Genomic DNA, 21,566 nt, shown 5'->3' with positions numbered 1-21,566 from the left:
TGTGCAGCCTGGATCGTCGCTAGCATTGACGGATGACACTTGATGCCCAGGATGCCCCAACTCCGCCCGTGATCGACCGTGAAATTCTGCAGTGGACTGACTTCGCTGCGGCGTCGCGCGAGTTGGCGACCCGCGTGCGGGCGAGCGGTTTTCACCCGGATGTCGTGATTGCCATCGCCCGCGGCGGACTGCTGCTGGCCGGCGCCGTGTCGTATGCGCTTGGCACGAAGAACTGCGGCAGCATCAACGTGGAGTTCTACACGGGCATCGACGAACGACTGCCAGAACCCGTGCTGTCGGCCCCGATGCTCGACGCTCCGGCCCTCGCCGGTAAGCGGGTTTTGCTCGTCGACGACGTCTCCGACTCCGGACACACCCTCGCCCTGGTGCTGCGCCTGCTCGGGGAGACGGCTATGGAGGTGCGCACCGCGACCCTCTATACCAAGCCGCGCACGGTTCACGTGCCTGATTTCACCTGGCGCGAGACCGATAAGTGGATCGTGTTCCCCTGGTCGGCGCTGCCGCCGGTTGCGAGCGCCCCCGCCAGCATCGCGCCGGAAGCGCTCGCCGCCGCGACGGCCGAGGTCGCCGCGTGAGCGTACATCTGGTCGGCGGAGGGGGCGACCCCGCGCACGACGCCGAAATCTTCAGAACGTTTATCTCCGAGGTCACGGCGCAGGCCTCCCTGGCCAGCCGCGACGAACCGATTGTCGCGATCGTCACCGTGGGTCCTGGCAGCGCGCATGCCGAGGAACTGGCCGAGTCGCTCGGCGACACCGTACAGACCCGCCGGAGCACGCTCACTCCGGGTGATACCGCAGCCCTCACGGCGATTTCCGCCGTCGACGGCATCATCATCGGCGGCGGGGTGACGCCCGACTACCTCGCGGCCGTGCTGCCGATTGCCGGCGAGATTCGCCGCCAGGTGTCCAGCGGCGTGCCCTACCTCGGTTTTTCGGCCGGCGCGATGATCGCCTCCGAACGCGCCCTGATCGGGGGCTGGCGCATCGGCAGTGTCGAGGTTACGCCCGAACACGTCTCGGAGGGCCTCGATGAAATCACCCTGGCCCAGGGGATCGGCCTGCTCGATGTCACGGTCGATGTGCATGCTGCCCAGTCCGGCAGCCTGTCCCGGCTGATTGCGGCGACGGAGGCTGGCCTGATCGACGGCGGCCTCGCCATTGACGAGAACACCGTGCTCGTAGTCGGTGAGGGCGCCCTCCGCGTGCTCGGAGCCGGCAGCGTCTGGAATGTTAGCCAGGCCGACGGTGGCGTGCTCGTGAGCACCATCGGCGCCTGACCGGCTCGTGAACCTCGATGCGCTCGCGGCGACCGGGCAGATCGACCCCGGCTGGGCAAGAGCGCTCGCTCCCGTGGCCGACGACCTGGCCCGGGTGGGTGATTTCCTCACGAGCGAACGGGCGGCCGGCCACACGGTGTTACCCGCGCCCGAGCACCTGCTGCGCGCGTTTCGGCAACCGTTCGATGCCGTGCGGGTGCTCATCGTCGGCCAGGATCCGTACCCCACGCCGGGGCATCCGATCGGTTTGGCCTTCGCCGTCAACTCCGACGTGCGGCCGGTGCCGCGGAGCCTTGGCAACATCTACACCGAGCTTGAGGCCGATTTGGGCTTGCAGCGCCCGGAGCATGGCGACCTCTCGGCGTGGTCCGATCAGGGGGTATTGCTGCTCAACCGGGTGCTCAGCGTTCGGGCCGGGGTGGCCGGATCGCATCGCCGCCGCGGCTGGGAAAGCGTGACCGACCAGGCGATCCGTGCGCTCGTCGAGCGACAGCATCCGCTCGTCGCGATCTTGTGGGGCAAGGATGCCGGCGCGCTTCGGCCGTTGCTCGGCGACACTCCCGTCATTGAATCCGCGCACCCGAGCCCCCTTTCAGCCCGCCGCGGCTTTGTCGGTTCCCGCCCATTCAGTGGCGCCAACCGGCTGCTCACCGTGCAGGGAGCGGCACCGGTGCAGTGGGCTCTTCCGGTAATCTGGAACCAATCAGAAAGGGGAGTGCCGGGTGCTTGAGGAAGAATACGAGCCTCGTCGTCGGCTGCCCCGCCACCTGCGGCCGGACGTGGCTCCCGAGACGCCATTCGAATACACGATGCGCGAGGTTCGAGCAGCGGATCTGCCGCACATACGCGAGATTTACAACTACTACGTCGCCAACAGCACCGTGACCTTTGATGAAGATGCCATGACGCTCGCCGAGTGGCGCGACAAGTTCTACTATCTGAACAAACAGGGCATGCCGTTCATCGTTGCCGTCTCTCCGGCCGGTCAGATTCTCGGTTATGCCCTGGTCAGCCCATGGAAACAGAAGAAGGCCTACCGGTTCACGGTAGAGAACTCGATCTACCTCGGCGCGGCGTCGACGGGTAAGGGTCTCGGCCGCGAGCTGCTTGGCGAGCTGATCACACGGTCTAAAGCTGCCGGCCTGAAGGAGATCATCGCCGTCATCGCCGACCAGGGAGCGGATGCCTCGATCAAGCTGCACCGCGATTTCGGCTTCGACGAGATCGGCCGCATGGGCAAGGTCGGGTTTAAGTTTGAGCGCTGGCTCGGCACGATCCTGCTGCAAAAAAGCCTGAAGTAGACCGGTCGCGGGTGCGTGCGTGCCCAGCGAGCTATGCCGCCACTGCCGACGAATGCCCGGGCGCTCCAGGACCTTCTGACGTTGACTACTGTTCGACGTCGACCCATTCGTGGCCGAGGGGTTCCAGCTGCGCGGTTCCGGCCGTCACCCGGGCGACGATCGCGGCGAGCCGTGCGGCGTCGTCATCGGCAATCTTCAGCACCGCGTCGAGCCCATAATCCGTGCCCAGGATGAGCACTCCGCGCTGGCGCAACTCGGCCTCGATGCGACCGGCATCCGCGTGGGGCAGGGCGAGCGTGAACAGTTCCCGGCGCTCGCGCTCCACCACCAGCCCTAAAGACTGGGCCGTGTCGATCGCCGTGAGAACGGCCTCCGAGTACGCGCGCACCAGGCCGCCAGCACCGAGAAGGGTGCCACCGAAGTAGCGGGTGACAACGGCGACGCAGTCGACGAAACCTCGCCCGGACAGGGCTTCGAGCATGGGCCGCCCCGCAGTACCCGACGGTTCGCCGTCGTCATTGGAACGACGCACCTGATCGGGAGCTCCGAAGGAGCCGAGTACGAATGCCGAGCAGTGGTGGCGAGCACCCCAGTGCGCCTTTCGTGCGTCATCGACGGCAGCGCGCGCGGCATCCTCGGTCTCGGTTCTGACCAGGCGGCACAGAAATCGCGATCGCTTCACTTCGATCTCAGCGTCAACACGGCTGCCGACGCCGCCGTGCAAAGTGAGATCGGGCATGCGTCCAGTCTCGCGCATCCGCGCGGTGCCCCGTGCAGCAGAAGAACCGCCCGGGTCGCAGGGAGCGATCGTCGGTATCGCTAGCGGGTGACGCGTGGCGTGTTCATCCGCCCGACGGCGTTCAGCACGGCACGCCTCGGGTAGATGCCGGCCACGCGGGCGAGCAGCGCATTGCGGGCACCGACCAACACGACCGACGGCGTCACCGACCGGTCGAGGGCGGCGAAGGAGGCACGCATGACCTCGTCGACGGTCAGCGGTGAGCCCAGCTTACGACTGCTGGTCTGGGCGACCTCGAAGAACTCGGTATCGGCGGGGCCCGGGCAGATCGCGGTCACCTTGAGGCCGCTCGCCCGGGTTTCGTAGCTGACCGCCTCGGTGTAGCTGAGCACGTAGGCCTTCGTCGCTCCGTAGACCGCCATCCGCGGCACCGGTTGGAACGCTGCTGTGCTCGCCAGATTTACGAGCGCCGCGGTGTGCGGATGCAGCGAGGCCGTCTCGACCAGATCGGGCAGGAATGCATGGGTCAGCGCGGTCAGCGCGTGCACGTTGAGGGCGACCTGCTCCGTTTCCCGGTCCTGGTCGGAGTCGAGTACGGTGCCGAAGGTACCGAAGCCGGCGTTGTTGACGAGAGTGCCCAGGCTGATCGCCCGCTCGCGCAGGTCGGAGACCAGCTCGGGGACGGCATCCGCTCTGGTGAGATCAAGCGGAATCACGGTGGAGACGGTGCCGTATTTCTCGGCCAGGTCGACCGCGAGCGCCTCCAGGCGCGCCTGCCGACGGGCGACCAGCACGAGATCCGCGCCGCGCTGGGCAAGCTCGTGCGCGTACCCGACGCCGAGTCCGCTCGACGCTCCGGTGATGAGCGCGGTGGTGCCGATGGGATTGTACAAAGCGCGGGCCATGACAAGAGGGTAGCCTCCCTGATCGTGCATGACCAGCGGTGGCTCGTCGCCGGGCCCGGTCGAACTAGGCTCGGATCATGGCTGATCCACACGAAATGACCGCCCTGGAACAATGGCAGGCCCTGCAGCGACGCGAGATCAGCCCGAGCGAGCTGACAGAGCACTACCTGGCCCGCATCGAGAAATTCAATCCAGCGCTCGGTGCCTTCGTCACCGTGACCGCGGATGCTGCTCGCGCCCGGGCTCGCTTCGTCGAAGAGCGGATGCCCAGCACCGCGCCGCTCTGGGGCCTCCCGTTCGCCGACAAAGACCTGCACCTGCGTGCCGGGGTGCACACCGGGTTCGGGTCGCGCCTGTTCGCCGACTATCTGCCCGATCGGTCCGACGACCTGGTGCAGGCGCTCGATGATGCCGGGGGAGTCAGCCTCGGTAAAACCAACACGCCCGAATTCGGGCTCACCTCCTACACCGAAAGCCTCGCCTCACCGCCCGCCCGTACCCCGTGGAACCTCGCGCTCGGTGCCGGCGGATCCAGCGGCGGCGCCGCCGTCGCGGTCGCCGCCCGGCTGCTGCCGTTCGCGCCGGGCTCCGACGGAGGCGGGTCCATCCGCATTCCTGCGGCCGCCTGCGGCCTCGTCGGCCTCAAGCCCAGCCGCGGTCGGGTGCCCGCCGCCTCTGGCATCGATAAGCTCGGCGGCCTCCCTGTTGGCGGCCCACTCGCCCGCACGGTAGCGGATGCCGCCCTCCTGCTCGACGCCATGATCGCGCCCCGAGACGGTCGCCCCGACCACTACTACGCACTGCGGGCCCCCGGCGATGAGATGCCGCTGCTGGCAGCCGCCGTGCGCGGCGAGGGCCGATTTCAGCTCGGCGTCATGACGACCTCGGCCTGGGACAACGACTATTCCATCGAAATCGCCCCCGAAGCGCAGGAGGCGCTCGACCTGGCCGTCGCCGGATTCGCCGCGCTGCACCACGGCCTCGAAGAGACGGCGCTTGTGCCCGACCCGAGCTACGGGCCGGCGTTTCGCACCATCTGGCAGGCAGGCGCGGCGAGCATCCCGGCCGAGACCGAGGCCGAGATCGCCCTGCTCGAACCGTTGACCCAGTGGCTGCTTACCCGGGGCCGAAACCTCAGTGCGCGCGACCTCGCTGAAGCGCTCGCCGCGCTGACCGCGTTTGAGCGTTCCTTCATTCAGCAACTGTCGAAATTCGATGCCGTGTTGACCCCGGCCATGGCCATGACCCCGCGGCCGGTCGGATGGTACGATGCGCACGACGCCGAGGCGAACTTCGCCCAGCAGGTGCAGTACACGCCGTTCACCTCGATGATCAACGTGAGCGGACTGCCGGCGATCGTGCTCCCGGTGCACCAGACCGAGAACGGCGTGCCGATGGGGGTGCAGCTCATCGGCCGGCCTGGTGGCGAGGCCACGCTGCTCGCACTCGGCGCGCAGCTGGAGCGGCGCATCCGCTGGCAGGATCGAGTACCGCCCGAGCCGGCGTAGAGCGTCTGGCAAGGCCCGCTACTGGCGCGTCGCCACCGGGTTGGACGGCCACCAGAACCGGTCATCGACCAAGAAAACCAGCGCCGGCACGAGCACGGTGCGCACGACCAGGGTATCAAGCAACACACCGATGCAGACGATCACGCCGATCTGGGTGAGGGCAACGACGGGCAGCACCCCGAGCACGGCGAAAACGGCCGCAATCAGAATGCCGGCGCTCGTGATCACGGCACCGGTCGAGGAGAGCGCCCGCACCATGCCCTCGCGGGTACCGTAGCGCCGCGCCTCTTCGCGGGCGCGCGTCGTCAGGAAAATGTTGTAATCAACTCCGAGCGCCACCAGGAACAGGAACGCAAACAAAACGACGTTGGTGTCGAATGCGGCAAATCCGAGCAGGTTCTGAAAGATCAGATTGGAGGCGCCCAGGCTGGCGAAGAAGGTGGCGAGCACCGTGGCGATGAGCAGAACCGGTGCCACGAGCGAGCGCAGTAACAGCGCCAGGATCAGAAAGACGATGCCGAGGATCAGCGGCAGTATCAGGCGCTGATCGCGCTCGGCGCTGGTCTTCGTGTCGAGGGCCGTGGCATCGCTGCCACCGACCAGCGATTGCGCAACGGCGTCGGGGGCATCCGCTAAATCGGTGCGCAGTGCGGCGATGGTCGCAAACGTTGCGTCGCTGCCCGGTTCACTGTCGAGAGTGACGTCGATGCGGGTCAGGCCGCCGGCGTTCTCACCGGCCACCGCCGCAGAAACTCCGGGGGTTGCCAGAGCGACCGCCACCGTGTCAGCGGATGCCGCCTCCGGCGTCAACACGACGGTCTGGCTGGTCAGTCCCGCCGAAAACGACGCGTCCACGATGCGCTGCGCAACGACCGACTCCGGGTTGCCGAGCAGCTGGTCGGCCTGGGACAGCCCGACCGCGGCGCCGTTCAGCCCGAATGCGAGAGAGCCGATCGCCAGAACGGAGACGACCGTGATGATCACCGGGTGTTTGGACACGCCCCGGCCGAGGTGTGTCCAGAATCCGGTGCGCGCCGACGAGCCCTGAGCCTGCACGCGCGGAATGAACGGCCAGAACAGTCCGCGCCCGCACACCACGAGGGCCGACGGCAGAACGAGCAGGGCGAACAGGATGGCGATGATCACGCCGATGGCGCACGCAATACCGAGGGCCCGGTTGCCGGCGAGTTCCGCGAACATCAGGGTGAGGAGGCTCAGCGCTACCGTGCCACCGCTGGCCGCGATTGCCGGGCCGGCGCTCGTCACTGCGGTGCGCATCGCGACGTTGCGATTTTCGGTGTGCAGCAGTTCTTCGCGGTAACGCGCAACGAGCAGCAGGGCGTAGTTGGTGCCGGCACCGAACACGAGCACGGAGAGAATTCCCGAGATCGAGGCATCGAGGGCGAAACCGAGCGGTTCGGCCAGCGCGCCAGCCACCTTGCCGGCCAGGCCGTCAGCGAGGCCGACCACGACGAGAGGCACGATCCACAGCACCGGGCTGCGATAGGTCACGATGAGCAGCACCGCGACGACGATCACGGTCACCAGCAGCAGGCGAAAGTCGGCTCCGGCGAAGGCGTTGGTGATGTCGGCCTGAAAACCCACCGGCCCGGTGACATAAGCGGTCAGTCCGCCCGGTAGCGCGGTCGACGCCGTAGCGCGGATACCGGTGGCCGCCTTCTCAATATCGGCCGTCGTCCCGAGGGCCTCCAGAGGTATTACGCTCAGCGCTGCCTGACCGTCGTCGCTGAACTGCGGCGTTGCTGCGCGCGGGGCGATCGATGCGGCACCGAGATTCGCAGCTGCGGCGGTGATAGCCGTCTTGTCGGCCGTGGTCAGGTCGGCGCCGTCCCTGGACCAGACCACGATCGCGGCGGTCTGGTCGGCGGAAGGAAACGTGGTGAGCAGCTCGGTGACCCGGGCGGCCTGGCTGCTTTCCGGCAAGCCTGCGGCCGGAAAATCTGCGGAGTCATTGGCCGGAAGCAAGGTGAACAGCAAACCGACGGCCACGATTGTGCCGAGCAATACCGCCCAAGCGGTGCGTCTGCCGGAGATGAAGCGGGTGATCGCGAGCACTATTCCTCCCAGAATGTCACTGATCGCTATCCTAGCTAGCTAAATTATCCTGGAATTGTTTTGATTTACTCAAAACAAAATGCTACGGTCGAAGCATGACGATATCCAATCTGAGCGACGGCGAGGGGCTGCGCCTAGCCGCAGCCGACGCCGGGTTGCTCGAGGGCGGTATCCGCTCGGCTGGTCTCAAGGTGACCGCGCCGCGTCTGGCCGTATTGCGGGCCCTCACCGACCGGCCGCACTCAACAGCCGACGCCCTGTTCGGCGTGGTGCGCGCAGACCTGCCGGGCACCTCACTCCAGGCGGTCTACGGAGTGCTGGCGTCGTTTACCTCTGCCGGGCTCGTACGCAAGATTGAACCGGCCGGCTCACCCGCGCTGTTCGAACGCCGGGTTGGAGACAATCACCACCACATCGTCTGCACCCACTGCGGCGTCGTTCACGACGTGGACTGCGCCGTCGGTCACGCGCCCTGCCTCACCCCAGCGGATGCCCTCGGCTTCGACGTGCGCGCCGCCGAGGTCATCTACTGGGGCCTCTGCGCACAGTGCCAGGCCGAAAGCGCCCTCCCCTAACCTTTTCCGTCAACGTCGCGTTGCTGATCCACACTCAAGGAGCACTATGACTATCAAGCCCACTACCGACCAGACGGGAACGCCCGTCGCCAGCGATGCGCACTCCCTCACCGTCGGCGCCGACGGTGTGACCGCACTGCACGACCGTTATTTGGTCGAGAAGCTGGCCCAGTTCAACCGCGAGCGCATTCCGGAGCGCATCGTGCACGCCAAGGGCGGCGGAGCGCACGGCGAGTTCGTCGTCACCGGTGACGTCTCGAAGTACACCCGCGCTGCCATGTTCCAGCCGGGCACGGCGACCCCGACCCTGCAGCGTTTCTCGAGTGTCGCCGGCGAGCAGGGCAGCCCGGACACCTGGCGGGACGTGCGCGGCTTCTCGGTCAAGTTCTACACGACCGAGGGTAACTACGACATCGTCGGCAATAACACCCCGGTGTTCTTCATCCGTGACGGCATCAAGTTTCCTGACTTCATCCACTCGCAGAAGCGGCTTCCGGGCTCGGGCCTGCGCGATCCCAACATGCAGTGGGACTTCTGGACCCTGTCTCCGGAGTCGGCGCACCAGGTCACCTACCTCATGGGCGACCGCGGCCTGCCGCGCTCCTGGCGCGAAATGCCCGGCTTCGGCTCGCACACCTACCAGTGGATTAACGCCGCTGGCGCGCGTTTCTGGGTGAAGTACCACTTTGAATCCAACCAGGGCAACGTCGAGATGGAAGGGTCAGAGGCCGAACTCCTCGCCGGAGCGGATGCTGACTACTACCGTCGCGACCTCTTCGACGCCATCGCCACCGGCAACTTGCCCTCGTGGAACGTCTCCGTGCAGGTTATGCCTTACGAGCAGGGCAACACCTACCGGTTCAACCCGTTCGACGTGACCAAGGTCTGGCCGCACGCCGACTTCCCGCTGATCCCCGTCGGTACGCACACCCTGAACCGCAACCCGGAGAACTTCTTCGCCGAGATCGAGCAGGCGGCGTTCTCGCCGGCCAACCTCGTTCCCGGAATCGCGGCGAGCCCGGACAAGATGCTCATGGCGCGCATCTTCTCTTATCCAGACGCCCAGCGCTACCGCGTCGGCACCAACTATGCGCAGCTGCCGATCAACGCTCCCAAGAGCCCGGTCAACAACTACTCGCAGGATGGCGCGCAGCGTCACTACTTCAACGCTCCGACCGAACCGAACTATGCGCCCAACTCCCTCGGCGGGCCGGTCGCCGACCCCGCCGCTGCTGGTGAGGGGTCTTGGGAGAGCGATGGCGAGCTGCTGCGCTCCGCCGCGACCCTGCGCAGCGAGGATAGCGATTTCGGCCAGGCCGGAACGCTGTACCGGGAGGTCTACGACGACGCCGCCAAGGCGCGGTTCCTCGACACCATCACCGGTGCCATCAGCGGAGTGACCCGTCCAGAGGTGACCGAGCGGGCCATTTGGTACTGGACCAGCGTTGACGCCGACCTCGGTACCAAGCTGCGCGCGAACCTCGCCGTCTTCGCCGAGGCTGCAGCGGTCGACGCCGCGTACGTCGCCGGCGAGTAGTCGCCCCGCACGAATAGAAACCGCCCGGCCTGCTTGCAGGCCGGGCGGTTTCTATGCTCTTTCGGCTCGCGAGGGTCGCAATCGACCGTTGGCGGGGTAGGGAGGCCGTTCGGCGACCTCTCACACGGCGGATGGGCCCGGTTCAGAGGCATGACCGCGGCGGTGCGTTCAGCCGTTGCCCTAGCGCAGGTAGCCACCCTTTTTTAGGCCAGCTTCGATCTCAAAACGATTCTTCAACGGATTGCGCCCGGCGACCGCGTACAACAGCGGAAAGACCATGCCGAAACGTTGCCACTGCCGTTTGTGCACGGCTTCGTGCTCGAGGACAGCGCCTGTGACGTTCTGGTTGGTGAGGTAGCAGCCGCCAACGCAGGAACCGCCGCGACCGAAGGTCCACGGTGGCATTCCGCGAAACACGAACAAGCCTGCCCTCTTCTCGACCCGCCCAGTGCTCCAGATCGACCCCCAGACCAGCCCGACTGCGGTGGCGTAGAGGTAGCCAGCCCGGCTGACCGGCGAATCAAAGAGGATGCGACGCATGCCTTACCGTGAAGCCTCGTCGGTGAACCCCGGGCGTCCGTAGGCTTCGAGCAGGCGAAGCCACACCTCGCTCAGGGTCGGGAAGCTCGGCACGGCATGCCACAAGCGGTTGATGGGGACTTCGCCGACAATCGCGACCGTGGCCGAGTGCAGCAATTCGGCGACGTCTTGCCCAACAAAGGTGACGCCGAGGAGAATCTCCCGGTCGAGGTCGACGATCGCCCGGGCCTTGCCGACGTAGCCGACCGCGAGGACCGAGGCGCCGCCGAGGTTGGCGAGGTCGTAATCCAGTATGCGGATGCGATACCCCGCCTTCACGGCGGACGCGGCGGTCAGTCCCACCGAGGCAACCTCCGGGTCGGTAAAGGTCACCTGCGGAACGGCGGCGTGGTCGGCCGTCGCCACGTGCGCCCCCCACGGCGCATCATCGACGGGGCTGCCGGCCGCGCGGGTCACGATCGCGTCGCCGGCCGCGCGGGCCTGGTATTTGCCCTGGTGCGTGAGGAGTGCCCGGTGGTTGACGTCGCCGGTGGCGTAGAGCCAGTCGCCGCCCAGCGCGGGGGAGTCGCCCTGCACGAGCAATGTGTCGTCTACGACGAGCCAGTCACCCGTGTCGAGGCCGACCGTGTCGAGGCCGAGGTCGTGGGTGCGCGCGGTGCGCCCGATGGCCACGAGAACCTCGTCGGCCGCGACGGAGGTGCCGTCATCGAGAGTGAGCGTGACTGTACCGTTTTCATCGCGGTGCGCTTTCGTGGTGGACGGACCGACGAGCACGGTCACCCCATTCTCCTCGAGCGCGGCGGTGATGAGTTCGCCGGCAAAGGGTTCCTGACCGCCGAGCAGTGGGCTGCGGGCGATCACGGTCACCGTCGAGCCGAGCGAGGCGTAGGCAGCAGCCATCTCGGCTGCCACGACGCCGCCGCCGATCACGGCGAGACGCTCGGGAATTTGCTGGGCGCTCGTCGCATCGCGGCTGGTCCAGGGCTCGATCTCTTTCAGACCGTCAATGTCGGGCAGCAATGCCGCCGACCCGGTGCTGACGACGACCGCATGGGTGGCGGTCAGAACGGTCACCGCGCCATCCGCAGCGGTCACGGTGACCTCTTTAGCGCCCGTGAGGCGGGCATGGCCGCGCACGAGGCCGATGCCGGCCGACTCAAGCCATTTTGCCTGGCCGTCGTCCTTCCAGTTGCTGGCAATGGAGTCGCGCTGCTGGAGGGCGGCGCGCACGTCGATGCTGCCGGTGACGGCCTCGGCGGCGCCCGGAACCCGGCGGGCCGCGGCGAGGGCGGCGCCGCTGCGCAGCAGCGCTTTCGACGGCATGCAGGCCCAGTACGAACACTCGCCGCCCACCAGATCGCTCTCGACGACGACCGTGCGTAGTCCGCCCTGGGCGGTGCGGTCGGCAACGTTCTCCCCGACGGCGCCGCCGCCGATCACGATGACGTCGTAGATCTGATTCGACATTGATTCTCCTTGATTCGGGGCGTACCGGCCTGGCAACAAAGAACTGGTCACGGCTGCTCGGGCTGGTGGTCGCTGGGCCGGGACTCGGAGAGCTTGGATCTGAGCAGCCTACCCTGACGTTCTTACTCAGTGGGTGAGTTTGTTTGGCACGCTGACGCCTGCCGCAAACTCTTCAAATGCCATTCAAAGCCAGCTAATGTGTCGGCATGCCAGCCCAACCGATATCTCCCGATGCGCAACGCCAGCGCGCTGTTGTCGTATACAACTCCATTAAGGTCGATTTGGATGCGTTGAAAGCTATCGTCGCGCGGGTGGAAGCGGAAAACGACTGGGATCAGACCATCTGGCTGTCAACGAGCGAGGATGATCCAGGGCAGGGTCGCGCGGCGGAAGCGCTCGAGTCGGGCGCTGCAGTAGTCATCGTTGCCGGCGGCGATGGCACGGTTCGCGCCGTCGCCGAGGGCCTCAAGGACGACTCCATTGCCATGGCGCTGATTCCGTCTGGAACCGGAAACCTTCTGGCGCGAAATCTTGACCTGAGTCTGGATGACGTTGAGCTCTCCGTACACACCGCCTTCACGGGTGTCGACCGCAAGATCGACCTGGGCCTGATCGCGATCACGCGTGCAGACGGCGCTAAGACGAGTCACGTCTTCCTCGTCATGGCCGGGCTGGGGCTGGACTCGAAAATGTTGGCGAACACCGATGACGACCTGAAGAAGAAGGCCGGTTGGCTCGCCTACGTCACGGCTCTCGCCACGACTCTGCGCGACAAAAATGAGCTGAGGTTTCGGTACTCGCTCAATCGTGGCCCTTTTCGTGCCACCCGGGCGCACACCATTATTATCGCCAATTGCGGATCCCTCCCCTCGAACATCGTGCTGCTGCCCGACGCTGCCGTCGATGACGGGCAGTTCGACGTCGCGCTGCTTCGACCGGAGGGATTCGTGGGCTGGGTGCAAATTTTCGTTAAGGTCATTTGGGAAAACGGAGTTCTCCGACGCACGAAGGCCGGTCGGGCTCTCATGACCAAGGAAGTCAGCGCGCTGCGTTATGTGCGGGCCGAAGAACTCAGCGTTCGACTCGAACGAGCGGAACAGATCGAACTCGACGGCGACGGTTTTGGGGAAGCGAGGGGGTTCGACGTTCAGGTGCTGCCGTCCGGCCTGACCATCAAGTTTCCACCGACCGCATGACGACTCCGGCATCCCCGCGACTGGCCCCGAAGACCGGTCGGATACGAATTGACGGATACGAATTCGGCGTTCAGTACTCACCGGAGCCGTCAGTAGCGGTCACCGCGCCCGTGTTCGTAATCGTGCACGGCACTGGAACCTCACACCGGTATTCCATTCCACTGCACCGCGCGATCGCCGCCAGGCGTGGCACCTATTCGTTGGATTTGCCCGGTTTTGGCGGGATGAGTCAACCGCGACATCGGTTCTGGGTCGAAAACTACGCACAGCAAGGGCGGGCTCATCGGAAAATTTGTGATGATCGGGCTCGACGCCGACTCGCGCATTGCCGGAATGATCGCCGTAGCTGCCCCCTTCTCCGGTTCGAGCTACGCAAAATATATGCTTCCGCCGAGCCTGCGGCCCTTTGCTGCGAGCAACGAACACATCACCGAACTGAATGAAAACACCGAAGCGAACGGCACGATTGCCTCCATCTTTGCTCGGTTCGACCCGCATATTCCAGAGGGAAGTGTTTCACCCGGTTCGAAAAACATGGGGGCCCAGGCCCCGTGCAGACCTGTCGGGCGGGGGCGCTAGCGGCCGAGGAACACAGCGGGAGTTCGGGTTAGGAACGACTGCATTCCGATCCGGGAGTCCTCGGTCGCCACCAGGCGGGCGAGAGCCGGCTGCAGTCCTGCTTCAGCGGATGCCGGACCGCTCCGCTGGGCCAGTCGCGCATTGGCCAGGGTGGCTTGGATGGCGAGTGGGGCCTGGGTGGCGATCTTCTCAGCGAGCTCGAGCGCCCGGTCGAACTGGGCGCCGTCGGGCACGATTTCCTGCACGAGGCCCAAGCGGCGCGCTTCGGCGGCATCGAACAGGTCACCGGTGAGCAGCCAGCGCATGGCGTTGCCCCAGCCGGCCGCGCGCGGAAATCGAATCGTCGCGCCCCCGAACGGCAGAATACCCCTGGCGACCTCGATCTGACCGAACCGGGTCGATTCGGCGGCGATCACGATGTCGCTCGCGAGCATCAGCTCGATGCCGAGGGTCAGGCAGGTCCCCTGCACAGCGATGACGACCGGTTTGCTGAGGGATTGGCCATCCACTTGCCACGGGTTGATGCCGCCCTCAGGCACCATTTCGAGCCCGTTCGGGCCGAGCCGTGGGCCGATATCGGCGAGGTCGAGTCCGGCTGTAAAATGCTCCCCGACCGCGTGGACCAGTCCGACGCGCAGTTCGGGGTCGCGGTCAAGCTCACCGTAGGCGAGTGCGAGTTGCTGCAGCAGCGAGAAATCGGCGGCATTGCGTTTCTCGGGCCGGTTAAACCCGATCAGCAGAATATGGCCGCGACGCTCGGTGAGAATGCGGGGCTGGTCGGTCATGGGGGCCTCCATCGGCTGGGGTGAATTCGTGCATTTGGTCTGACTAGTTGTCCGGGTGGTCCCGCGCACGCGCGTAACTCCTGCAATTCGCGTGGGAGTCACCGGGAGTTGCCCGGAACGACGCGGGTGTGTTGCTGGCCGGCCAGAATTTGCAGGAGTTATGCGGCATCTATGGCCTTTCCCGCTGACTCAGTCCGGTCACCCGGCTAGCCCACGCCGGCTCAGCGGGTCAGCGCGCCGATAATGCGCAGAATGCTCGGCAGATCGTCGGTCGCCGCCGCGGGGGAGGCGGGAGCGAACCCGGTGATGGTCGCGCCGGCGAGGGTGAAGTTGGCGCGCAGGGCGGTGATCGCGCCGCCGAGGTCGGTCACGCTCAGCCCGAACGGAATGAGATCGCTCAGTCCATCGAGCGCCGACGGATCGAGCACGTCCAGGTCGATGTGCACGAAAACGTGGGTGGCGCCGATTGCAGCAACCGCAGCGATGAGCGCGGCCGGGTCGGCTAGCTCGGAACACGACACACTGACCAGGCCGCGCTGGTTCAGCAGCTCGTCCTCGGCATCGTCGACGTCACGAATGCCGGCGAGAACGACGTTCTGCAGCTGCACGCTGCTCGCGACGGCCAGGTCAAGTTCGGCCGGCCCCTCGCCGCTGATCGCGCGCAAGACCATGCCGCAAAATCCGCCAGACGGCGAGGATTTTGGCGTGTGCAGGTCGGGGTGGGCGTCAAACCACACGACGGCCAGATCGCCCGGATGCGTGCGCGCCGCGTGTTCCACCGCGGCCAGCGCGATGCCGCAGTCACCACCGATCGAGAGTGCCCAGTCGGTGGTGTCCTCTAAGATCCTGGTGTGGCGCTCGCGCACCACTTGAATCGCTGAGAACCGGTGCACCCCGGTATCGAGCGCATCTCCGGCTTCGACCGGCACGTCGACCAGGCGCGTGGCTGAGAAAGGAAGGTCGCCCTGGATGGCCGCCGCCCCGTCGACCAAACGCATTGCGCGCGGAGAAATTGAACCCTGCCATTGCGGCACTACAACGAAGGTGGGAGCCATACCTCAGTATGGCCCAGTGACCGGGCAGGTCAGCATCCGCTTCGCCAGCAGCGAATTTCCAGCAGCGAATTTCCAGCAGCGAATTTCTCGCAGCGACTCGGCGAAGCGGACACTCAGACTGGTCGACGCGGTAATCCATTGTGACAGCCGGGCCCGGTCCGCGACGGCCGAGTGCCCGTCTAGCTCTCGATGGCGGCGGTGTTGCCGGCTTTCAGAGCGGCGAGGCGGGCATCCACTTCGGTGAGTTCGCCGAGGTCGTCGAGGCTTTCGAACTGGGCATCGAGGCTGGAGGCGGCGAGTTCCTGGGCACCGCGCACGCGGGCTTCCTCGCGGCGAATCTTGTCTTCAAAGCGGTTGACCTCGCTGGTCGGGTCCATCATGTCGATGCTCTTGACGGCGTCCATCACCTGCGCCTGCGCCTTGGCGGTCTTGGAGCGCGCGATCAGTTCAGCGCGCTTGTTGGTGAGCTGCACCAGCTTCTCTTTCATGGCGTTCAGGCCGGTCTTGAGCTGGTTGACGACGGCGGTCTGAGCCTGAATCTGCGGCTCGGCGGTCTTCGCTTCTTTTTCAGAGGTCAGCTGCCGACCCAGCGCGACCTTGGCGAGGTTGTCGAATTTGTCGGCGTCGGCAGCATTGCCAACCATCCGCAGCTCGTCGGCCTTGCGGCTCGCAGCGAGGGCCTTGTCGCCCCACTCCACGGCGGCTTCCTGGTCTTCGCGGTGGTCGTCTTCGAGCAGGCGCAGGTTGCCGATGGTCTCGGCAATCGCGCTCTCGGCATCGGAGATGCTGCTCGAGAAGTCGCGCACCATCTGGTCGAGCATTTTGGCCGGGTCTTCCGCCGAGTCCAGGATGGCGTTGATGTTCGCCTTCGCGAGCTGGGAGATACGGCCGAAGATGGACTGCTTAGTCATTCGGAGGTCCTTTCACAAAGAGTGACCCTGGCCGACGGATTCCGCCAGGAAAGTGCGTGTCTGTTGCAAAGTTTAGGGTGACCGGCAGACGCGAGTCTGGGAACCTTCCAAAATTTGCCCGGAGCGCGATGTTGCCCCGTGTTACAGGACCGCTCGCACACCACGCGCGTGCCGCCCAAAATGGAACGAACGCGGCCCTGGTACAGCGCAGCGCAATCGACACCGACGGGAGCCCCGCATGAATGAAGAACTCACGAACCGCATGCTCGTCGTCGTCGAGGTCACGACCGCGCGTCCTGACCGGCCCGCGTACCACGCCAAGGTGCAGGTGCTCAATTCACGCGTCGTTGCTGAGGCCAAGGCAGCCGGCTGGTCTGTTACCCGCGTCGCAGCCGCCGACGTCACACCCGCCGATCTGTCGCACCTGACAGCGGATGCCGACGCCCTCGTGATCGTCGGCGGCGAAGATATCACCCCCAGCTATTACGGCGGCACAATCGGTTACGAGGGTGAGACGGCACATTTTGCCACGGCCGATGAGGGCCAGATCGCCCTCGTGCAGCGTGCGCTCGCGCTCGGTACGCCGCTTTTGGGCATTTGCCGCGGCCTGCAGATCATCAACGTCGCCCTCGGCGGCACTCTTGTGCAGCACATCGACGACGGTATCCACAAGAACATCGACGTGCCGATCGACCAGATCCTCTCCACCCACGACGTCACACTGGCCGCCGGTAGCACGCTCGCGTGGAGCCTTGGCCGGGTCGACATCTCGGTGCAGAGCGCCCACCACCAGATCGTCGACCGCTTGGGCGCTGGACTTCTGGCCGCTGCCCACGCCCCCGACGGCCTGATCGAAGCCCTCGAACACGAGAGCGCGCCGATCGTTGGGGTGCAGTGGCACCCCGAAGCGCCCGATTCCCCGGCCGACCAGCTCTCCCTGCTCCTGGCCGGTCTAACGGCTCAGCACGACGCCCGGGTGCGGGTCGAGGCCCCAGTCACGAGCGCGCTCGCCGCCTAGACCGGCTAGAGAACGGCGGCGTCACAGGTGGCATCGAGGGCCGCCGCGAGATCTGCCACCAGATCGGCGGTGTCTTCGAGGCCCACCGAGAAGCGCAGGTGCCCGAACTCGCGGAACGGTGCCGGGTAGGCCGCGACGCGCGGCCCGGAGTTGTCGACGTGCACAATGAGCGACTCATCGTGCCCGAGTGACACGGCCGAGGTGATCACGCGCAGGTTCGCGACAAACCGGTTCTGCGTGGCCTTGTCGCCAGTGACGGCGAAGGCGAGCACCCCACCGAAACCGTTCGGCAGCTGCCGCAGGGCCACGGCGTGCTGCGGATGCGAGGCCAACCCCGGGTAGGCGACGTACGCGACCCGCGGGTCGGCCTCGAGGAAGCGGGCTATGGCGAGCGCGGACTCGCAGTGCTGCCGGATGCGCAACGGGAGCGTAACCGAGCCGCGCATGATCAGCCAGGCGTTGAACGGACTGATCACACCGCCCACGTCTACCATCGCGTCAAGCTTGATTCGCCGAATCAGCGCCGCGCTGCCCATGACGGCGCCACCCATTGCGTCACCGTGACCGTTGATGTACTTCGTCAACGAGTGCACGACGAGGTCGGCTCCGTGCTCCAGGGGACGAAACAGCGGCGGCGGCGTGAACGTGTTGTCGATAGACAACAGCGCGCCGGCATCGTGCGCGATCCTCGCGACGCCCGCGACATCCGTCACCGCGGTCGTGGGGTTGCCGACCGTCTCAATATGAATCAGACGCGTCGTAGAGCGGATGGCGGCCCGCACCGCAGCCAGATCCGTCGCGTCCACAAAGGTGGCCTCGATTCCGTATTTGTTCGGCAAAAGCTCGGTGAAGAGCCGATAGGAGGCCTCGTACGTGACGTTGGCGACGACGACGTGGTCGCCGGACTTGAGCAGCGTGAAGAACACGGCGTGCAGGGCGGCGACACCGCTGGCCAAGACGACGGCGTCTTCGGCGCGCTCGAGCACGGCGAGCTTGTGTTGCAGGCCCTGCTGATTTGTACCGGTGTTGCGGGTGTAGAGACCGGGCGTCGCGCCCGACCAGCTCATCGTGGACGGGTCGTCGGGCAGTGCGTAGGAGTTGGCCATCACGATCGGTGTGCGGAGCGCCCCTGATCCGACATCGATCGCGTTGCCCGCGTGCACCGACTGGGTCTGAAAGCCCAGCGTGGCCGGATCGTGCTTGTTCGGCCGTGGTGCCGGGTTCGAGGCGGGGGTCGGTTCGGTGCGAGAGGTCATTCCTCCACGCTAGACCCGCCGCAGCATCCGCCATTGAACGTTACGCGTCAGGGGGTGAACGCGGGCCGGTGCCGACTACGAAAAAGCCCCGGCACTTCTCGCCTGGGGGGAGGTGAGAACTATGCCGGGGCCAATCGTTGGAGTGGGGGAACTCCGTGTGTAACGGTACGTGGGATGGCCTGAGAAGAGGCTGATAAAAATGGAACGCCCAGTCTACCCCGGTTGTGCGATCGGCAACTCCCGGTCGTTCGGTTTGTTATGCATCCGTTGTAACCATGGTCTGAACGAGGCATCGTGCTCGGTCCGCACGTCGGTGGGCGGGCAGCGTTAAACCAGATGAGACGGTGCCGTCCCCGACGCTCCGGGGGCGCCGCCTCGTCTGGTGATCGATGGTATCGATCGAGGGATCAAAAAGTCGGATCAGGCGGCCTGGTGTTTGTCGGCGCCAACCTCGGTCGTAGAGTGCGCCCAGGCGAGCAGATCTGCCTGCGCTCGTCGACGGCTCGCGGCCGTCTGTTTGGGGGGTACGGGGACGTTCATTCGGGAGCCGGGGCAATCCTTGGTCGAGTTGGCCAGCGAGTGATAGGTCGCAAATCTGGTATCCGACGTGATCCACACCATTTGCTGGCATTCTGGGCACTCTGTCTGCAACATTTTCATGATTGTCCGTCCCATCGCCGACTCAGGTAATCGGTTCGATAGCTTCAATCTAGTGGGGATAGACAGGTCAATGTCCTCCCCATAGGTGGGGACAGAAAAATACCCGAAACGGTGGTATTTTGCTGCAGGGTCAGCGACCGGCCGCGTATCCCTGGGCACCGCGGGCGTTCGCCGCCGCCCTCAGCAGCCCGCTCTGCGGGTCCCGGGTGACCGCTGAAATGCGACCGAGCGCCCAGTCGCCGGCCCGGGTGATCCGGTGGCCGCGCCCTTCCAGTTCGGCGATGACTGTCTCGCCGAGGCGATCCTCGACGACGGCGCCGCCGGGTTCCCAGGTACGCGGCCAGAATGAGCCCGGAAACGAGGTGCTGTGAAAAGCGGGCGCATCGATCGCCTGCTGCGGCGTGTATCCGCCGATGATCGTGCGCAGCAGGTAGAGCAACTGCCACTGGTCCTGCTGGTCGCCGCCGGGGGAGCCGAGCGCCGCGACAGCGTGCCCGTCCTTTAGCACGAGGGTCGGGGTGAGCGTCGTGCGCGGGCGCTTACCGCCGGTCAGTGCCGACGGTGCGCCGGGCTCGAGCCAGGTCATCTGCAGGCGTGAACCGAGGCAGAACCCCAACTCGGGAATGGTCGGCGAGGACTGCAGCCAGCCGCCAGACGGTGTCGCTGAGACCATGTTGCCCCAGCGATCGACGACGTCGATGTGGCAGGTGTCGCCGCGCATTTCACCGGTCGAGAGGGTTTCTGGCTCAGCTTCGGCGCGGGCCGGTGCGGCGACCGTGGGCTCGCCGACTGCAGCGGATGCCTCCGTACCCTGCTGCGTGAGCGCCTCGGTCGTGTACTCGGTGCGTAGCACCGGGTAGTACGGGGTGTAGCCGGGTACGAGGCCGGGGCGAAACTCGTGCGAGGCAGCGCCCGTAATGAGCGCTCGACGGGTGGCCGCGTAGTCGGCCGACAGGAGGTAATCCAGCGGTACGGTGTCAAGCGGTACCTCGGCGTCGCCGTAGTAGGCCTCCCGGTCGGCGATCGCCAACTTCTGGGCCTCCAGGATGGTGTGCACGCCGAGCGCGGTCGAGGGGTCCAGCTCGGCGTCGCTGAACCCCTCCAGAATTGTCAGGGTCTGCAGCAACGCTGGTCCTTGCCCCCAGGCGCCGGTTTTAGCGATCGTGTGACCGCGAAAAACGACCGTTGTGGCTTCCTCGATGCTCGCTTCGAAACCGGCCAGGTCGGCAAGGGTCATGACGCCGGCATGGTCGGTTCCGGAAGAGTGCCGGTGCGCAGTCTGCCCGAAGTCGACGATGGCACGGGCCACGAACCCGGCCCGCCACTCGCGCCGGGCCGCGTCGATGCGCGCCTCCCTGGTCGCGACGGCCGCGGCGGCGCTGGCCGCGAGCAGGCGGTCGAGACTGCTCGCCCAGGCTTCATTGGTCACGAGGTCACCGGCTGCGGGCAGGTGGCCGTTCGGCATCCACTGTGCTGCCGAAGTAGGCCAGTGTTCGGCAAACAGGGCTGCGACCGAGCTGATCGTGGCGACGACGCGGCCCAGAACGGGATGCCCGTCGCGGGCGTAGCCGAGGGCGAACGCGAGCACCTCTGGCAGCTCCCAGGTGCCGAAGTCGCGCAGGAGCACGAGCCAGGCGTCGACTGCGCCGGGAACTGCCGCTGCGAGCGCTCCCGATCCGGGAACGAGGTCGAGGCCCTCTGAGCGGTAGTGGTCGATGGTGGCTGCCTGTGGGGCCGGGCCCTGCCCCATCAGCACGCGCGGGGCATCCGGTTCACTCGCTGTCACGAAGACGCCGGTCATATCGCCGCCGGGTCCGTTCAGGTGCGGTTCCACGATGTGCAGAACGAAGGCGCCGGCCACGGCCGCGTCGAAGGCGTTGCCGCCCCGTTCGAGCACGGCCTGGGCGCACGCCGTCGCGAGCCAGTGCGTGGAGGCGGTCATTCCGAAGGTTCCCTGCAGTGTCGGCCGGGTGGTGAAGACGTTCGGTGCGGTATAGGTCACTCCCCTACCCTTGCACGAGTGCTGCGCCATGCGCTGACGAGAAGATGCCGACGGCCGGATACTTCGCATTATTTGCCTCGAATTCGCTCGATTCATGCCATGATCAGGCCGTGAGCATGCGGGTCTGTCGTCGCAGGCTGTGTCCAGGATGGATGC

20 protein-coding genes are annotated in these 21,566 nt (G+C 66.1%); 10 read left to right on the top strand and 10 right to left on the bottom strand.

Annotated features, from left to right (window positions below; all coding sequences use genetic code 11):
• The first annotated feature begins 32 nt into the window (after positions 1 to 32).
• From CXY70_RS14995 to CXY70_RS14980, 4 genes are read left to right on the top strand one after another with little or no spacing between them, the layout of a single operon-like run.
• Positions 33 to 596 carry a phosphoribosyltransferase gene (locus tag CXY70_RS14995; protein ID WP_104193123.1) on the top strand — a complete coding sequence of 188 codons (564 nt, stop codon included), beginning with the start codon at positions 33 to 35 and terminating at the stop codon, positions 594 to 596.
• Entirely contained in the window at positions 593 to 1,300 is a 708-nt protein-coding gene (locus CXY70_RS14990) for a Type 1 glutamine amidotransferase-like domain-containing protein (RefSeq protein ID WP_104193122.1), read from the top strand. Before CXY70_RS14995 ends, CXY70_RS14990 begins: the two co-directional genes overlap by 4 nt.
• Before the next feature lie 7 nt (positions 1,301 to 1,307).
• Positions 1,308 to 2,030, top strand: a complete 723-nt coding sequence (locus CXY70_RS14985) for a uracil-DNA glycosylase (protein WP_104193121.1) — start codon at positions 1,308 to 1,310, stop codon at positions 2,028 to 2,030.
• Positions 2,023 to 2,601 carry a GNAT family N-acetyltransferase gene (locus CXY70_RS14980; RefSeq protein WP_174844556.1) on the top strand — a complete coding sequence of 193 codons (579 nt, stop codon included), beginning with the start codon at positions 2,023 to 2,025 and terminating at the stop codon, positions 2,599 to 2,601. Before CXY70_RS14985 ends, CXY70_RS14980 begins: the two co-directional genes overlap by 8 nt.
• A gap of 85 nt (positions 2,602 to 2,686) precedes the next feature.
• Here the strand turns inward: CXY70_RS14980 and CXY70_RS14975 are convergent, their stop codons facing one another.
• Both CXY70_RS14975 and CXY70_RS14970 read right to left on the bottom strand, forming a co-directional pair.
• Positions 2,687 to 3,340 (bottom strand): YigZ family protein, encoded by a 654-nt coding sequence (locus CXY70_RS14975; RefSeq protein ID WP_104193120.1) that lies wholly within the window; start codon positions 3,338 to 3,340, stop codon positions 2,687 to 2,689.
• Positions 3,341 to 3,420: 80 nt separating this feature from the next.
• A complete protein-coding gene (locus CXY70_RS14970) occupies positions 3,421 to 4,245 on the bottom strand; it encodes an SDR family oxidoreductase (RefSeq protein ID WP_104193119.1) in 825 nt (274 codons plus the stop codon).
• 77 nt (positions 4,246 to 4,322) lie between these two features.
• Here CXY70_RS14970 and CXY70_RS14965 point away from each other — a divergent pair, with 77 nt between their 5' ends.
• Entirely contained in the window at positions 4,323 to 5,753 is a 1,431-nt protein-coding gene (locus CXY70_RS14965; protein ID WP_104193118.1) for an amidase, read from the top strand.
• 18 nt (positions 5,754 to 5,771) lie between these two features.
• On the opposite strand, the gene CXY70_RS14960 is transcribed toward CXY70_RS14965, so the two are convergent.
• Positions 5,772 to 7,829: an MMPL family transporter gene (locus CXY70_RS14960; protein WP_104193117.1), complete on the bottom strand. Its 2,058-nt coding sequence runs from the start codon at positions 7,827 to 7,829 to the stop codon at positions 5,772 to 5,774.
• Between the two features lie 95 nt (positions 7,830 to 7,924).
• Here CXY70_RS14960 and CXY70_RS14955 point away from each other — a divergent pair, with 95 nt between their 5' ends.
• Both CXY70_RS14955 and CXY70_RS14950 read left to right on the top strand, forming a co-directional pair.
• The gene (locus tag CXY70_RS14955; protein ID WP_104193116.1) at positions 7,925 to 8,404 is read left to right on the top strand and encodes a Fur family transcriptional regulator; all 480 of its coding nucleotides are present in this window, start codon (positions 7,925 to 7,927) and stop codon (positions 8,402 to 8,404) included.
• A 46-nt stretch (positions 8,405 to 8,450) separates the two neighbouring features.
• Positions 8,451 to 9,941: a catalase gene (locus CXY70_RS14950; protein ID WP_104193115.1), complete on the top strand. Its 1,491-nt coding sequence runs from the start codon at positions 8,451 to 8,453 to the stop codon at positions 9,939 to 9,941.
• 180 nt (positions 9,942 to 10,121) lie between these two features.
• Here the strand turns inward: CXY70_RS14950 and CXY70_RS14945 are convergent, their stop codons facing one another.
• Together CXY70_RS14945 and CXY70_RS14940 are read right to left on the bottom strand one after the other, a co-directional pair.
• A complete protein-coding gene (locus CXY70_RS14945) occupies positions 10,122 to 10,481 on the bottom strand; it encodes a Fe-S oxidoreductase (protein WP_104193114.1) in 360 nt (119 codons plus the stop codon).
• A gap of 3 nt (positions 10,482 to 10,484) precedes the next feature.
• Positions 10,485 to 11,948, bottom strand: a complete 1,464-nt coding sequence (locus CXY70_RS14940) for an NAD(P)/FAD-dependent oxidoreductase (protein ID WP_104193113.1) — start codon at positions 11,946 to 11,948, stop codon at positions 10,485 to 10,487.
• Positions 11,949 to 12,154: 206 nt separating this feature from the next.
• Here CXY70_RS14940 and CXY70_RS14935 point away from each other — a divergent pair, with 206 nt between their 5' ends.
• Entirely contained in the window at positions 12,155 to 13,144 is a 990-nt protein-coding gene (locus CXY70_RS14935) for a diacylglycerol kinase family protein (protein ID WP_104193112.1), read from the top strand.
• A gap of 297 nt (positions 13,145 to 13,441) precedes the next feature.
• Positions 13,442 to 13,723, top strand: a complete 282-nt coding sequence (locus CXY70_RS14930) for a hypothetical protein (protein WP_104193111.1) — start codon at positions 13,442 to 13,444, stop codon at positions 13,721 to 13,723.
• On the opposite strand, the gene CXY70_RS14925 is transcribed toward CXY70_RS14930, so the two are convergent.
• The 3 genes from CXY70_RS14925 to CXY70_RS14915 all read right to left on the bottom strand — a co-directional run bounded on the left by CXY70_RS14925 (position 13,720) and on the right by CXY70_RS14915 (position 16,474).
• Complete coding sequence (locus CXY70_RS14925) at positions 13,720 to 14,508, bottom strand: crotonase/enoyl-CoA hydratase family protein (RefSeq protein WP_104193110.1); 789 nt, start codon at positions 14,506 to 14,508, stop codon at positions 13,720 to 13,722. The two genes, CXY70_RS14930 and CXY70_RS14925, sit on opposite strands and share 4 nt — an antisense overlap.
• Before the next feature lie 221 nt (positions 14,509 to 14,729).
• Entirely contained in the window at positions 14,730 to 15,563 is an 834-nt protein-coding gene (locus tag CXY70_RS14920) for an arginase family protein (RefSeq protein WP_104193109.1), read from the bottom strand.
• A 179-nt stretch (positions 15,564 to 15,742) separates the two neighbouring features.
• Positions 15,743 to 16,474: a PspA/IM30 family protein gene (locus CXY70_RS14915; protein WP_104193108.1), complete on the bottom strand. Its 732-nt coding sequence runs from the start codon at positions 16,472 to 16,474 to the stop codon at positions 15,743 to 15,745.
• A gap of 238 nt (positions 16,475 to 16,712) precedes the next feature.
• Here CXY70_RS14915 and CXY70_RS14910 point away from each other — a divergent pair, with 238 nt between their 5' ends.
• A complete protein-coding gene (locus CXY70_RS14910; RefSeq protein WP_104193107.1) occupies positions 16,713 to 17,492 on the top strand; it encodes a gamma-glutamyl-gamma-aminobutyrate hydrolase family protein in 780 nt (259 codons plus the stop codon).
• Positions 17,493 to 17,497: 5 nt separating this feature from the next.
• Here CXY70_RS14910 and CXY70_RS14905 read toward each other — a convergent pair whose 3' ends face one another.
• Both CXY70_RS14905 and CXY70_RS14895 read right to left on the bottom strand, forming a co-directional pair.
• Positions 17,498 to 18,748, bottom strand: a complete 1,251-nt coding sequence (locus tag CXY70_RS14905; RefSeq protein WP_104193106.1) for a PLP-dependent aspartate aminotransferase family protein — start codon at positions 18,746 to 18,748, stop codon at positions 17,498 to 17,500.
• 790 nt (positions 18,749 to 19,538) lie between these two features.
• Positions 19,539 to 21,410, bottom strand: a complete 1,872-nt coding sequence (locus CXY70_RS14895; protein ID WP_104193104.1) for a gamma-glutamyltransferase family protein — start codon at positions 21,408 to 21,410, stop codon at positions 19,539 to 19,541.
• Positions 21,411 to 21,566: the final 156 nt, after the last annotated feature.

Source organism: Cryobacterium sp. Y82, assembly GCF_002929495.1.
In the GTDB taxonomy this organism is placed as follows: domain Bacteria; phylum Actinomycetota; class Actinomycetes; order Actinomycetales; family Microbacteriaceae; genus Cryobacterium; species Cryobacterium serini.
Note: the sequence above shows the minus strand (reverse complement) of the source record. Positions and strands in the feature narration are given on the sequence as shown.

Excerpts from the sequence above, each read along its gene's own strand:
- CXY70_RS14995 (WP_104193123.1), top strand. The coding sequence starts at position 33 with ATGACACTTGATGCCCAGGATGCCCCAACTCCGCCCGTGATCGACCGT.
- CXY70_RS14975 (WP_104193120.1), bottom strand. The coding sequence starts at position 3,340 with ATGCCCGATCTCACTTTGCACGGCGGCGTCGGCAGCCGTGTTGACGCT.
- CXY70_RS14970 (WP_104193119.1), bottom strand. The coding sequence starts at position 4,245 with ATGGCCCGCGCTTTGTACAATCCCATCGGCACCACCGCGCTCATCACC.
- CXY70_RS14965 (WP_104193118.1), top strand. The coding sequence starts at position 4,323 with ATGGCTGATCCACACGAAATGACCGCCCTGGAACAATGGCAGGCCCTG.
- CXY70_RS14955 (WP_104193116.1), top strand. The coding sequence starts at position 7,925 with ATGACGATATCCAATCTGAGCGACGGCGAGGGGCTGCGCCTAGCCGCA.
- CXY70_RS14950 (WP_104193115.1), top strand. The coding sequence starts at position 8,451 with ATGACTATCAAGCCCACTACCGACCAGACGGGAACGCCCGTCGCCAGC.
- CXY70_RS14945 (WP_104193114.1), bottom strand. The coding sequence starts at position 10,481 with ATGCGTCGCATCCTCTTTGATTCGCCGGTCAGCCGGGCTGGCTACCTC.
- CXY70_RS14940 (WP_104193113.1), bottom strand. The coding sequence starts at position 11,948 with ATGTCGAATCAGATCTACGACGTCATCGTGATCGGCGGCGGCGCCGTC.
- CXY70_RS14935 (WP_104193112.1), top strand. The coding sequence starts at position 12,155 with ATGCCAGCCCAACCGATATCTCCCGATGCGCAACGCCAGCGCGCTGTT.
- CXY70_RS14930 (WP_104193111.1), top strand. The coding sequence starts at position 13,442 with ATGATCGGGCTCGACGCCGACTCGCGCATTGCCGGAATGATCGCCGTA.
- CXY70_RS14925 (WP_104193110.1), bottom strand. The coding sequence starts at position 14,508 with ATGACCGACCAGCCCCGCATTCTCACCGAGCGTCGCGGCCATATTCTG.
- CXY70_RS14920 (WP_104193109.1), bottom strand. The coding sequence starts at position 15,563 with ATGGCTCCCACCTTCGTTGTAGTGCCGCAATGGCAGGGTTCAATTTCT.
- CXY70_RS14915 (WP_104193108.1), bottom strand. The coding sequence starts at position 16,474 with ATGACTAAGCAGTCCATCTTCGGCCGTATCTCCCAGCTCGCGAAGGCG.
- CXY70_RS14910 (WP_104193107.1), top strand. The coding sequence starts at position 16,713 with ATGAATGAAGAACTCACGAACCGCATGCTCGTCGTCGTCGAGGTCACG.
- CXY70_RS14905 (WP_104193106.1), bottom strand. The coding sequence starts at position 18,748 with ATGACCTCTCGCACCGAACCGACCCCCGCCTCGAACCCGGCACCACGG.